General features: G+C 37.2%; 15 protein-coding genes and 1 riboswitch. All 15 genes read left to right on the forward strand.

Annotation, left to right across the window (positions count from 1 at the left end):
• Positions 1 to 53 precede the first annotated feature (53 nt).
• Entirely contained in the window at positions 54 to 1838 is a 1785-nt protein-coding gene (locus LRP81_RS07935; protein WP_230500731.1) for an acyl-CoA dehydrogenase family protein, read from the forward strand.
• A gap of 419 nt (positions 1839 to 2257) precedes the next feature.
• Positions 2258 to 2614: an arsenate reductase family protein gene (locus tag LRP81_RS07940; protein ID WP_230500803.1), complete on the forward strand. Its 357-nt coding sequence runs from the start codon at positions 2258 to 2260 to the stop codon at positions 2612 to 2614.
• Between the two features lie 54 nt (positions 2615 to 2668).
• The gene (gene gcvH / locus LRP81_RS07945) at positions 2669 to 3052 is read left to right on the forward strand and encodes a glycine cleavage system protein GcvH (RefSeq protein WP_230500732.1); all 384 of its coding nucleotides are present in this window, start codon (positions 2669 to 2671) and stop codon (positions 3050 to 3052) included.
• A 59-nt stretch (positions 3053 to 3111) separates the two neighbouring features.
• Positions 3112 to 3357, forward strand: a complete 246-nt coding sequence (locus tag LRP81_RS07950; protein ID WP_230500733.1) for a YusG family protein — start codon at positions 3112 to 3114, stop codon at positions 3355 to 3357.
• A gap of 157 nt (positions 3358 to 3514) precedes the next feature.
• A complete protein-coding gene (locus LRP81_RS07955; RefSeq protein ID WP_230500734.1) occupies positions 3515 to 3862 on the forward strand; it encodes a toprim domain-containing protein in 348 nt (115 codons plus the stop codon).
• 29 nt (positions 3863 to 3891) lie between these two features.
• Complete coding sequence (locus LRP81_RS07960; RefSeq protein ID WP_230500735.1) at positions 3892 to 4221, forward strand: thioredoxin family protein; 330 nt, start codon at positions 3892 to 3894, stop codon at positions 4219 to 4221.
• Between the two features lie 95 nt (positions 4222 to 4316).
• Positions 4317 to 5585: an MFS transporter gene (locus LRP81_RS07965; protein ID WP_230500736.1), complete on the forward strand. Its 1269-nt coding sequence runs from the start codon at positions 4317 to 4319 to the stop codon at positions 5583 to 5585.
• Between the two features lie 118 nt (positions 5586 to 5703).
• Complete coding sequence (locus tag LRP81_RS07970; RefSeq protein WP_230500737.1) at positions 5704 to 6039, forward strand: DUF789 domain-containing protein; 336 nt, start codon at positions 5704 to 5706, stop codon at positions 6037 to 6039.
• Between the two features lie 65 nt (positions 6040 to 6104).
• Positions 6105 to 6992 (forward strand): diacylglycerol/lipid kinase family protein, encoded by an 888-nt coding sequence (locus tag LRP81_RS07975; protein ID WP_230500738.1) that lies wholly within the window; start codon positions 6105 to 6107, stop codon positions 6990 to 6992.
• Positions 6993 to 7082: 90 nt separating this feature from the next.
• Positions 7083 to 7199, forward strand: a riboswitch (SAM riboswitch).
• A gap of 115 nt (positions 7200 to 7314) precedes the next feature.
• Positions 7315 to 8340 (forward strand): methionine ABC transporter ATP-binding protein, encoded by a 1026-nt coding sequence (locus tag LRP81_RS07980; protein ID WP_230500739.1) that lies wholly within the window; start codon positions 7315 to 7317, stop codon positions 8338 to 8340.
• 19 nt (positions 8341 to 8359) lie between these two features.
• Positions 8360 to 8989, forward strand: a complete 630-nt coding sequence (locus tag LRP81_RS07985; RefSeq protein WP_230500804.1) for a methionine ABC transporter permease — start codon at positions 8360 to 8362, stop codon at positions 8987 to 8989.
• 20 nt (positions 8990 to 9009) lie between these two features.
• A complete protein-coding gene (locus LRP81_RS07990; protein ID WP_230500740.1) occupies positions 9010 to 9849 on the forward strand; it encodes a MetQ/NlpA family ABC transporter substrate-binding protein in 840 nt (279 codons plus the stop codon).
• A gap of 137 nt (positions 9850 to 9986) precedes the next feature.
• Positions 9987 to 10358 carry a carboxymuconolactone decarboxylase family protein gene (locus tag LRP81_RS07995; RefSeq protein WP_230500741.1) on the forward strand — a complete coding sequence of 124 codons (372 nt, stop codon included), beginning with the start codon at positions 9987 to 9989 and terminating at the stop codon, positions 10356 to 10358.
• 284 nt (positions 10359 to 10642) lie between these two features.
• Entirely contained in the window at positions 10643 to 10780 is a 138-nt protein-coding gene (locus tag LRP81_RS08000; RefSeq protein ID WP_230500807.1) for a hypothetical protein, read from the forward strand.
• Between the two features lie 392 nt (positions 10781 to 11172).
• Positions 11173 to 11955 carry a Fe-S cluster assembly ATPase SufC gene (gene sufC, locus LRP81_RS08005; protein WP_230500742.1) on the forward strand — a complete coding sequence of 261 codons (783 nt, stop codon included), beginning with the start codon at positions 11173 to 11175 and terminating at the stop codon, positions 11953 to 11955.
• The last annotated feature ends 11 nt before the right edge of the window (positions 11956 to 11966 follow it).

The raw sequence follows: 11966 nt of genomic DNA on the forward strand, positions 1-11966 counted from the left end.
TCACACCGGTCCATCAAATGTTTGTGAAACTTGATAAAGCGGGAGGAATTTTCATGTCGAATTCATTAGAAAATATTATTAAAGGCGGAAGCTTTTTGCTTGATGATATTGCACCAGATAAAGTATTTACGCCAGAGGATTTTACGGATGAGCATAAATTGATTGCCAAAACTACAGAAGAATTTGTAATAAATGAAGTCGTTCCACACTTAGAAGAAATCGAACATCATAATTTTGATATATCTGTGAAGCTATTAAAAGAAGCGGGAGAGCTTGGACTATTAGGGGCAGATGTGCCAGAAGAATATGGTGGTTTTGGACTTGATAAAATAAGCTCTTCTCTTATTACTGAAAAATTTTCAAGAGCAGGCGGTTTCTCCTTATCCTATGGAGCACATGTAGGAATCGGATCACTCCCAATAGTTCTTTTCGGAAATGAAGAGCAGAAACATAAATATCTTCCAAAGCTTGCCACTGGTGAATTAATTGCTGCTTATGCATTAACAGAACCAGGATCTGGATCTGATGCCCTAGGTGCAAAAACGACAGCAAAATTAAATGAAGCCGGCACGCACTACGTATTAAATGGAGAAAAACAGTGGATTACGAATGCAGGTTTCGCGGATGTATTTGTTGTTTATGCCAAAGTGGATGGAGAGCACTTTTCAGCCTTCATCGTAGAGCGAGAGTATAAAGGTGTCTCCACGGGGCCAGAAGAAAAGAAAATGGGGATTAAAGGTTCTTCCACTCGTACGCTAGTTCTAGAGGATGCGCTTGTCCCGACAGAGAATTTACTCGGTGAAACCGGAAGAGGGCATATTATCGCATTTAACATCTTAAATATTGGTCGTTACAAGCTTGCGGTTGGAACTGTTGGGGGAGCTAAGCGCGGTATTGAGCTCGCTGCAGCTTATGCCAACCAACGTCAACAGTTTAAAACTCCTATAGCAAAGTTCTCACTTATTCAAGAAAAGCTGGCAAACATGGCGATAAAAACATATGCAACAGAAAGTTCGGTTTATCGTACGGTCGGTTTATTCGAAGACAGTATGGGGAGCTTATCACAAGAAGAAGAAAAAGACCCGAAAGCAGTGGCAAAAGCAGTAGCAGAATACGCTATCGAATGCTCTCTAAATAAAGTTTTCGGATCTGAAACACTTGATTATGTAGCGGATGAAGCAGTGCAAATCCATGGAGGATATGGATTCATGGCCGAATATGACGTAGAAAGAATGTACCGAGATTCCCGCATTAACCGCATTTTCGAAGGGACCAATGAAATCAATCGCCTACTAGTTCCAGGTACTTTTTTAAGAAAAGCATTAAAAGGTGAGCTCCCATTAATTCAGAAAGCACAAAGTCTGCAGGAAGAATTAATGATGCTTATGCCAGAAGAAGTTGGCGACGGAGTATTGGAACAAGAAAAATACCTCGTGAAAAATGCGAAGAAAATTGCCATCCTAATGACTGGCTTAATCGCCCAAAAGTACGGAAAAGCACTTGAAAAAGAACAAGAACTACTTGTAAACGTTGCTGATATTATTAGTAATGTCTACTCGATGGAATCAGCAGTTCTACGTACAGAAAAAGCAATTGCAAAGTCTGGGGAAGATAAGAACAAACAGAAGATCCTCTATACTCAAGTATTTTGCCAAGAAGCCTTTAACGAAATTGAGGCAGATGCGAAAGAAACGTTAGTGGCAGCAGAAACTGGTGACACATTGCGTATGATGATCTCAGCACTTCGTAAGTTTACCCGTCACACGCCAATAAATGTAGTGACAAAGAAGCGCGAAATTGCAGTTTCCATTCTTGATGCGGAAAAATTTACTGTGTAAAAAGTTGTATATAGACATTCTAAACCAGGCCAACTTTAGTGGTCTGGTTTTTTGTTTAATAGCTTTTGAAAATTAACAAAGTTGTTACTGAAGCTCTTTCTGCATTGTTGAGATGCGATTACCTTTTGAGGTAATTGCAAAACCTTTCGTGGTCATTTAAAAAGCTTAGATGCAATCTTCCAAACCTTTCGAGTAAACCCCCGAACCTTTCATGGACTTTTGAAAACCTTTGGAGATACCAATCGATAAAGGTTTTCAAGCTGCTCGGACAATTTACTATTAGTTTCAGTCATTTGAAAAGGAAATTAAACACTCTCGTCGAATTATAGAAAAAGGCATGTTGAAAATTAGCAGTATTTCTGCTCATTATGCTACAATATAAAAGTGAAATTCTGTATTGTAAGGTGGTGCAAAAGGTTATGGCAGTTACATTTTATTGGTACCCTAAATGTGGCACATGCCGCAATGCGAAAAAGTGGTTAGAAGCTAACGGCATTTCTGTTGAAGAAGTACATATTGTCGAAAATCCTCCTTCACGGGAAACGTTGAAAGAGCTCTATCAAAAGAGTGGATTGGAACTAAAGAAATTTTTCAATACAAGCGGCATGAAGTATCGCGAGCTTGGGATGAAAGACAAGGTAAAAACAGCCACTGAAGATGAGTTGCTGGATATTTTAGCATCTGATGGCATGCTAATTAAGCGCCCCCTCACTACAGACGGGAACAAGGTGACAGTTGGATTTAATGAAAAACAATTTGAAGAGACATGGAAGTAAGCAAGCTCTTAATACATTTGAGCTAAAATAATTATATTAATGGAGGGAATTTTAATGAGCACACCAAAAGAATTACGTTATTCCGAAGAGCATGAATGGGTAAAAGTAGAAGGTGAGACGGTACGAGTTGGAATTACACATTTTGCACAATCTGAACTTGGGGATATTGTATTCGTTGAACTTCCTGAAGTAGGAGATGACATTACAGCTGATGAGCCATTCGGTAGTGTGGAGTCTGTAAAAACAGTATCTGAACTTTATGCCCCTATTAGCGGTAAAGTAGTGGAAGTTAATGAAGATTTAAGCGATAGCCCAGAATTTGTTAATGAATCTCCATATGAGAAAGCATGGATGATCGTGGTAGAACCAACAGATGCTGGAGAAGTTGACAAATTAATGACTGCAGAGCAATATGAGGAAATGACGAAAGAAGATTAATTCCTTACCGAGTGGGTAACCTAATTTTAGTTAGAACTTAACTAATGAGGGTGAAAAATATGACGCTTGAAAGAAAACGATTAGATATTACTGATCGTGTAAATGGCAAGCTTACTGATAATGGATTGGAGCTTTTTGTGGAGCAGGAATCCATTGGTCAAGTCATTTTTACAAATCAAGGGAATCAATACAAATTAAGAAGTGGCTATCAACAAGAAGGTATGAGAGTTTTTCAAGAAGTTCACATTCCGTCTGGAAAAGACGCTAAATATGTTGATTGCGATAACGAAAGTGGATGGTGTTAGCCATCGGAGGGGTTGGGACTCTAAATAGTTCCGCCCCTTTTTTATATGGGGTTGGATATAGCCCTTATTTCCTATTATTTGTGTACATTCTCGTGTAAGAGAATAGTTATAGTATAAAGCTTTTTACTTTATACCTTTAAAAGAACAGGTGATGGAGATGGATTCTTTTCAAGAGGAAAAGGTCATTATTGTTGAAGGAAAATCGGATAAAAAACGTATCCAAGAAGTAATAAATGAACCAATTCAAATCATATGTACGAATGGCACCATCAGTGTTACCAAGCTTGATGAACTAATGGAAGATATTATGGATAGAGAAGTATACATTCTTGTAGATGCTGATGAGTCGGGTGATAAGCTAAGAAAACTCTTTAAGCGAGAATTCCCAGAGGCTGAGCATCTTTATATCGATAAAATGTATCGAGAGGTAGCTAGTGCTCCTCACCAACATATAGCAACAGTATTATTAAGCGCCAATATTGATATTCATGCTCAATTTTTATAAGGATAAGTTGAAGTGATGAGGTTGGAATTATGAAGGAATTGACTAAGCAACAATTATTGCAAGAAGTTCTGTCAGAGCAAATAACTGTCATCTGTTTTTTTACGCCAATGTGTGGAACATGTCAGGTAGCAAAACGAATGCTCGAGATAACAAAGGAACTTTTTCCACAACTTACATTTGGAATGATCGATGTAAACTATATACAAGAACTTGCAGTTGAATGGGAAATAGAAAGCGTCCCCTGTTTAATGATTTTTAGGAACGGAAAGGTGGAAGAGAAAATATATGCCTTCCGCTCAGTAGAATATCTATATCATTTATTTAAGCAATATGATACTACCAATACACCTCATAGTTAGGTGTTTTTTTATGTCCAGCCTATTGCCATTTTTCTGAAAAAGGAGTAAGTTTATTTAGGGATACGAAATAGATGATAGACAGGGGTACTTTATTAATGAAAAATATCAATATACTCCAAAACTTCAAGTCATATAACTATAATGTCAGACAGCTTTTTGTCGTTAATATCCTGACCCAGATAGGACTTGGAGTTTTTATGGTTGTGTATAATTTTTATATAAGAGAGCTTGGTTTTGCGGAGACAGTGAATGGTAAAGTGATTGCGATGTCATCACTTGCTGCTGCACTTATTTTAATACCAGCTGGTGTATTAAGTGACAAAATTGGTCGTAGGAAAATGATGATTTATGGAGTAGTTGTAAGCAGTCTCTTCATGTTTTTGAGAAGTATTTTTGCAGCGGAATCCCTGTTGTTAATAAGTGCATTCATTGGTGGTATAGCAATGGCATTTATACAAGTTACAGCGATACCTTGGTTAGCTGAAAATTCAACGAAAGAACAAAGAGTAAAGCTATTCAGTTATCATTTTGCTGTAATGATGGGAGCAAATGTAATTGGAAACCTTCTTGGTGGAACGATGACAGATTTGTTTCTTCATGTTGGGCAATTAAATGAGGTATGGAGTATCAGGCTTACCTTGCTTTTGGGAAGTTTAGTCTTTGCTTTAGGGATATTTCCTTTGCTAAAAACAACGGAATCCTTTAAAAACGGTGAACCAATAAGTTTTTCCTTGCATAATTTCAAACCAAATTTCCCTCCAGGGCAGTTAAAAATTATCCTTATTTTTGCTTTTGCATCGATTTTAATTGGATTTGGTTCTGGATTAGTTATTCCATATCTTAACCTTTACTTTGCAGACAGATTTCAAACTAGTAATTCTACGATAGGAATTGTTCTATCACTAGGTCAAGCAGTTACTGCGGTTGCCATGATTATTGGACCTGCAGTAGTAAGAAAAGTAGGAGAGATGAGGGCAGTAGTCATATTACAACTTCTATCATTACCGTTTATGCTTGTCACTGCCTTTACGCAAAGTTTTTTGCTCGCAGCATTAGGATTTCTTTTCAGACAGGCATTAATGAACGCAGCGAACCCGATCATATCGTCTATGATGATGGATAAGGTGGATAACTCTCTTAAAGGCTTTGCTAACTCCATGAACCAAATGGTGTTTTCACTAGGATGGGCAAGTATGGGTCCTGTCTCGATGACAATTGTCCTTATATACGGGGAATATTGGGGGTACTCGATTGTTTTCTCCATTACGGCCGTCCTTTATTTGACAAGTTCCATTTTCTTTTACTTTATGTTTAGGGGGAAATCGACGGCAAATAGTCAAAAGTCATTGGTTAAGACATCATAGACTGACATATTTCTTGGGAAATGAAATGACAATAAAAGAATGTGCAGCAATTGTCCTTTCATTTATAGAGGGTTTTCCATAGGTAATAAGGAATACTTCTTTAAAGGGGGAAATATGTATGGTTAAAGAAAATCTTGAAAGATTTTTAGCTAGAGTGAAGTTAAAACCACATGTTTTGGAAATTTTACCTGCTTACAGTCTTCGCTGCTGTTTAGTTGTGGAAGAGGAGAGGTATAATTTCACCTTAACGAAAGAAAAGTTACAAATGGAGAGTCAATTAGATGAAATAGATGTTGTGATTGAGGGACCTGAAGAGGAAATAGTAAGCATGCTTAGTGGTACAAAAATAAAAGATCTAAAAAATGTACATTTTACAGGAACATTTAGACATTATCTTTTTATGGATTCCTTATTAACGTTAGTAAATAGTCCAATAGGAAAAGAAGCGGGGTAAGAGGATATTCCATCGTTTGTAGCGAATAAATTGAGATAGATATAGAGAAATAGGCGGTGGGCTCCTTGTATTATTTTATTGTCAACAAGACTTCAGGTAATGGAAAAGGGTATCAATCATGGTTAAAGGTTGAAGAAATATTAAAGAACATGGAGATAGATTTTTTAGTAGAATTTACAGAGTATGTAGGTCATGCAAAAGAGATAGCAGAAAAGCAATCCTTCTTCCAAGATGCCATGGCAATTGTGGTGATCGGCGGCGATGGTACGATTCATGAAGTGGTCAATGCCCTTGTTTTAAAAGACGTACCACTAGCAGTAATTCCTGCAGGGACAGGAAATGATTATGCAAGAAGCTTACATATTCCATTTAATGTAGAGGAAGCTTTAGAACGTGTGTTTAAAGGGATACCAACATGGATTGATACACCAAAAGTAGATAAGGAATACTTTATCTCCATAGCAGGTATGGGTTTTGATGGCAAGGTTGCAGAAGTGACTAACCAATCCAAGTCAAAAAATATATTAAATAAAATAGGGCTAGGAAACCTAGTATATATTATAAATATATTTAAAGTATTGTTCACCTATCAACCAACCGGTGTGAAAATCACGATTGATGGAAAAGAGATAGATTTCCATGATGTATGGTTAATTGCAATCGCAAATCTTCCATACTACGGTGGCGGGTTGAAAATTTGCCCTGATGCAAGGGCAGATGATGAGAAGTTTGATATTTGTATCGTTTCAGGAATTAGCCGCTGGGAATTATTATTGGTATTTCCAAGAGTTTTCAGGGGATCTCATATTACCCATCGACATGTTTCAATGTTTAAAGGTGAAACGGTGTTGCTTGCCCCAAACAGCAATATGATTTTACAATGTGATGGGGAAATAATGGTTAAAGAAGAGCTATTTTTTAGCATCGAGAAAAAATCACTAAAAATTTTATGAATTTTTTTTAGTTGACAGTCTATTTATTACCATGATACGATTACACACGATAATTCAAATTACCTAAATTAAAATTTAATATATGTTAATCTCTTATCGAGAGAGGTCGAGGGACGTGCCCGATGAAACCCGGCAACCGTCAACAAGTACTTGTTGAAATTGGTGCCAATTCACACAGAACAATTATTTTGTTTTGGCAGATGAGAGAAAGGACCTTTTATTATTAATCCTTTCTGCTCATTTGACAGATGGGATTTTTATTTTGTCTTAAAAAGTTTTGGGTAAGCTAAGTACAGGATTTATATAGAAAGTAGGTGTAGTCTTGATATCGTTGAAAAGTGTTTCAAAGGTTTTTAAAACACGAAATGGACCGGTTAAAGCGGTTGACGATATAGATCTAACAATCAATGAAGGAGAAATCTATGGAATCATTGGCTACAGTGGGGCAGGAAAAAGTACGCTAATTCGAATGTTGAACGGATTAGAGACACCAACTGACGGGGTTGTAGACGTAGCTGGGAAAAATCTCGGAAAAGTAAAAGGATCAGAGCTCCGTAAAGCCCGCCAAGAAATAAGCATGATTTTTCAGCATTTCAACTTATTGTGGTCTAGAACGGTTAAAGAAAACATCGCCTTCCCATTAGAGATTGCTGGTGTGGGGCGTGCAGAACGTAACCGGAGAGTGGAAGAACTAATTAAATTAGTTGGTCTTGAAGGACGTGAAGATTCTTATCCTTCCCAATTGAGTGGAGGACAAAAGCAAAGAGTAGGGATTGCCAGAGCTCTTGCCAATAATCCAAAAGTACTGCTTTGTGATGAGGCTACATCTGCTCTAGACCCACAAACAACAGACTCTATTCTAGAGTTGTTGGTGGATATAAATAAGCGTTTATCTCTTACAATCGTTCTTATTACACACGAAATGCATGTAATCCGAAAAATTTGTCACCGTGTTGCAGTGATGGAAAACGGAAAAATTGTGGAACAAGGAGAGGTACTCCATGTTTTCCGTAAACCAGAACAACCAATTACGAAGCGTTTTGTAAAGCAGGTGACAGAGACTGAAGAAACGCAAGAAACAATTGAACATTTATTAACTGAATTCCCAAGGGGAAAAGTGATTCAAATGACATTTGTCGGTACATCAGTGGAACAACCTTTAATATCAAATTTAATCCGGAAGTTCGATATTAATATAAATATCCTACAGGGGAAAATATCACAAACTCAAAATGGTGCTTACGGTTCCTTGTTTGTTCACCTTGATGGGGAACAGGCAGAAATTGATCGGGCCGTGGCTTATATTAAAGAGCAGCAGGTAGAGTTGGAGGTGATGACCCGTGCTTGAACGTGTTAACTGGGACAAAATGTGGGATGCAACTACAGAAACACTATACATGACCAGCATCTCAGTTGCCGCAACTTTCGTTTTGGGTATTATTCTAGGGCTATTGCTTTTTTTAACCGCAAGGGGAAACATCTGGCAGAACCGTTTCGTCAATGGAATTGTTGCTGCATTTGTTAATATCTTTCGCTCTATTCCATTTGTTATTTTAATATTTTTACTAATTCCCTTTACGAGAACGATAATGGGGACAATTATCGGGGCAAATGCCGCATTACCTGCACTTATAATTGGTGCTGCACCATTCTATGCCCGTATGGTGGAAATAGCCTTAAGGGAAATCGATAAAGGTGTTATTGAAGCAGCACGATCAATGGGGGCAAAAACAACTGAAATTATTTGGAAAGTATTACTCCCAGAATCAATGCCCGCTTTAGTTTCAGGAATCACAGTTACTGCTATTGCAGTCGTCAGTTATACCGCCATGGCAGGGATTATTGGAGCAGGAGGTCTTGGTAACCTAGCATTCCTTGACGGCTTCCAACGAAATAACTGGGAAGTAACTCTTGTATGTACAGTCATTATATTAATTATTGTTTTTATCATCCAATTTATTGGAGATTTAATAACAAATAAATTAGACAAACGCTAAAAGGAAGAGGGGAATTATTAATGAAAAAGGTATTAAGTTTAGCAGTAATTTCATTGTTAGTGTTAGTGTTAGCAGCTTGTGGAACTAATGGTGAATCAGGGTCAGGCTCTAAAATTGAAGAAGGAAAGCTTATCATTGGTGCATCCAATGTTCCTCATGCTGAAATTCTTGAAGAAGTAAAACCATTATTAAAGGAAAAAGGTATAGATTTAGAGATTAAAACGTTCACTGATTATATTATTCCAAACCAAGCTTTACGTGATGGAGATATTGATGCAAACTACTTCCAGCATGAGCCTTACTTAAACTCACAAATTGCAGAAAACGATTATAAATTTGTTAGTGTTGGTGGAGTTCATATTGAGCCAATTGGTGTCTATTCACAAAAATATAATAACCTAGAAGAGCTTCCAGATGGTGCTGAAATTCTAATGAGTAACTCTGTAGCTGATCATGGCCGTATTTTAAGTTTGCTTCAAGAAAAGGGATTGATTACCCTAAAGGATGGAGTAGAAACAACTACTGCAACAGTTGAGGATATTGAAGACAATCCTAAAAATCTAACATTCAATACACAATTTGAAGCAGCATTCCTTCCACAAGCATATTTGAATGGTGATGGAGATGCGCTATTAATTAATGGTAACTATGCGCTTGGTGCAGAGATTGATCCAGCTGAAGAAGCAATTGCATTAGAATCAGGTGAAAATAATCCGTACGCGAATCTACTTGTTGTTCGTGAAGAAGACAAAGACAACGAACAGATTAAGACGTTATTAGAAGTGCTTCAATCAGATGAAATAAAAGCGTTCATTGAAGAAAAATACAGAGGAACAGTTTTACCTGCTTCTGGAAATTAATATTGATAAACGCGACGAAAGTCTCATCCCTCCAAAAAAGGTGATGGGACTTTTTATATTTCCATACATAATGAATACTTTCCTCCCACCATAACACATACTAACCTTGTGAAAAATATGGATAGGAGTTGTATTTTATGGAGCAGAATTATGAACCAAAAAACTATACGGATGCAGCCATTCATGATTATAAAATGGGACTTGGTACATTTTCCGAAAAAATGCCTGAACTTGCACACCATTATAATGAGTTTACTGAAGCATGCTTTAAAGAAGGGGTACTAGATAAGAAACAGAAACAATTAATTGCTCTTGGTGTTAGTGTCTATTCCCAAGATGAATATTGTATTGTCTATCATACAAAAGGCTGCATTGATCAAGGTGCCACGGAACAGGAAATCCTTGAAGCTTGTGGAGTTACTGCTGCATTCGGTGGTGGGGCTGCAATGAGTCAAGCTGTTACATTGGTACAATCATGTATTAGCGATTTTAAAGACATGCAGCATTAATGCAAAAGTCCTCTTCTCGAGCATATGAGAGAAAACTAGAGGTATTGTAAGAAACCCTTACAAACATCAATAAGAAATAAGTGTAATATTGTGATATCACTCATTTAAACCCTATATCCTGTTTGGTTATTAGTCACCCTCCTGTTATGATAAATTATGTGTTTATTACAAATACTTTAAGGGTATCAAAAAACCGATACACTAATAAACACTTATAAATAGGAAAGGAATGGTTTATTATCCATCAGGTACATGTAAAGTACACAAGTGAAATGGAAAAAGCGATGCATCAAGCTCATGGTATAGGTTACGAGGAGTATTCAAAAAAGCTGTCAAAGTTAATTGAAGTAGAACAGAAACGTGAAGAGGATTACCAAAAGAGCCTAGAAATCGTTGCAGAAATAGACCGGAATTCCAGATAAAATAATGGTTACTCAATAATATAAGCAAAAAAAGGGTGCATATTATTCTCAGAGTGTGAGAGTGATATTGGCCCTTTTTTATATTTGGTTTTGTTATGATTGTCTTGTATGTAACACACGGCATAATCTATTCTTAAGCGATTCATTTTAGAAGGTGGAATCATCCATTAGATTTGAATATAAGGACAGTCATATTAAATGAACAAGGGATTTCCTATGAAAATTAGACTTTAACCCCTATGTTTCGATATAATTTGTAGGTATCTTATAGAAGGCGGAAATGGTTGCTATCACTTTCTATTTGTTATAAGATTGTAATGAGAATAAAATGAGAATTAAAACAACAAAATGTGTTTTTATATAGGAACACAAGAACATTGGAGGTTACAGTTATGGGTTCAACGTTAACAATTAAAGATTTACATGTGTCAATCAACGATAAAGAAATTTTAAAAGGTGTAAATCTTGAAGTAAAAGGCGGAGAGATTCACGCTATCATGGGTCCGAACGGAACAGGTAAATCAACACTTTCTTCTGCTATTATGGGTCACCCAAAATACGAAGTAACACAAGGAAGCATCACATTTGATGGGGAAGATGTTCTTGAGATGGAAGTGGATGAGCGCGCGCAAGTAGGTTTATTCCTAGCGATGCAATATCCAAGTGAAATCAGTGGTGTTACAAACGCTGACTTCTTGCGTTCTGCCATCAATGCACGTCGTGAGGAAGGGGATGAAATTTCGCTAATGAAATTCATCCGTAAAATGGATAAAAACATGGAATTCCTTGAAATGGATCCAGCTATGGCGCAACGCTACCTAAATGAAGGGTTCTCTGGTGGAGAGAAAAAGCGTAATGAAATTCTTCAATTAATGATGATTGAGCCTAAGATTGCAATCCTTGACGAGATTGACTCTGGTCTTGATATAGATGCTTTGAAGGTTGTATCTAAAGGTATTAACGAAATGCGTAGTGAAGATTTCGGTTGCCTTATCATTACTCACTATCAACGCCTATTGAACTACATCACTCCAGACCATGTTCACGTAATGATGCAAGGGCGCATTGTGAAGTCTGGTGGAGCAGAATTATCACAACGTTTAGAGGCAGAAGGTTACGATTGGATTAAGCAAGAACTAGGTATCGAAGACGAAACAGTCGGTCAAGAAGCGTAAGCAAGGAGGAT

This window comes from Sutcliffiella rhizosphaerae (genome assembly GCF_917563925.1).
Classification (GTDB): Bacteria; Bacillota; Bacilli; order Bacillales; family Bacillaceae_I; genus Sutcliffiella_A; species Sutcliffiella_A rhizosphaerae.

What these genes read in the sequence shown, in the direction of transcription:
- LRP81_RS07935 (WP_230500731.1), top strand. Translation starts at nt 54, where the DNA reads ATGTCGAATTCATTAGAAAATATTATTAAAGGCGGAAGCTTTTTGCTT.
- LRP81_RS07940 (WP_230500803.1), top strand. Translation starts at nt 2,258, where the DNA reads ATGGCAGTTACATTTTATTGGTACCCTAAATGTGGCACATGCCGCAAT.
- gcvH (WP_230500732.1), top strand. Translation starts at nt 2,669, where the DNA reads ATGAGCACACCAAAAGAATTACGTTATTCCGAAGAGCATGAATGGGTA.
- LRP81_RS07950 (WP_230500733.1), top strand. Translation starts at nt 3,112, where the DNA reads ATGACGCTTGAAAGAAAACGATTAGATATTACTGATCGTGTAAATGGC.
- LRP81_RS07955 (WP_230500734.1), top strand. Translation starts at nt 3,515, where the DNA reads ATGGATTCTTTTCAAGAGGAAAAGGTCATTATTGTTGAAGGAAAATCG.
- LRP81_RS07960 (WP_230500735.1), top strand. Translation starts at nt 3,892, where the DNA reads ATGAAGGAATTGACTAAGCAACAATTATTGCAAGAAGTTCTGTCAGAG.
- LRP81_RS07965 (WP_230500736.1), top strand. Translation starts at nt 4,317, where the DNA reads ATGAAAAATATCAATATACTCCAAAACTTCAAGTCATATAACTATAAT.
- LRP81_RS07970 (WP_230500737.1), top strand. Translation starts at nt 5,704, where the DNA reads ATGGTTAAAGAAAATCTTGAAAGATTTTTAGCTAGAGTGAAGTTAAAA.
- LRP81_RS07985 (WP_230500804.1), top strand. Translation starts at nt 8,360, where the DNA reads ATGTGGGATGCAACTACAGAAACACTATACATGACCAGCATCTCAGTT.
- LRP81_RS07990 (WP_230500740.1), top strand. Translation starts at nt 9,010, where the DNA reads ATGAAAAAGGTATTAAGTTTAGCAGTAATTTCATTGTTAGTGTTAGTG.
- LRP81_RS07995 (WP_230500741.1), top strand. Translation starts at nt 9,987, where the DNA reads ATGGAGCAGAATTATGAACCAAAAAACTATACGGATGCAGCCATTCAT.
- LRP81_RS08000 (WP_230500807.1), top strand. Translation starts at nt 10,643, where the DNA reads ATGCATCAAGCTCATGGTATAGGTTACGAGGAGTATTCAAAAAAGCTG.
- sufC (WP_230500742.1), top strand. Translation starts at nt 11,173, where the DNA reads ATGGGTTCAACGTTAACAATTAAAGATTTACATGTGTCAATCAACGAT.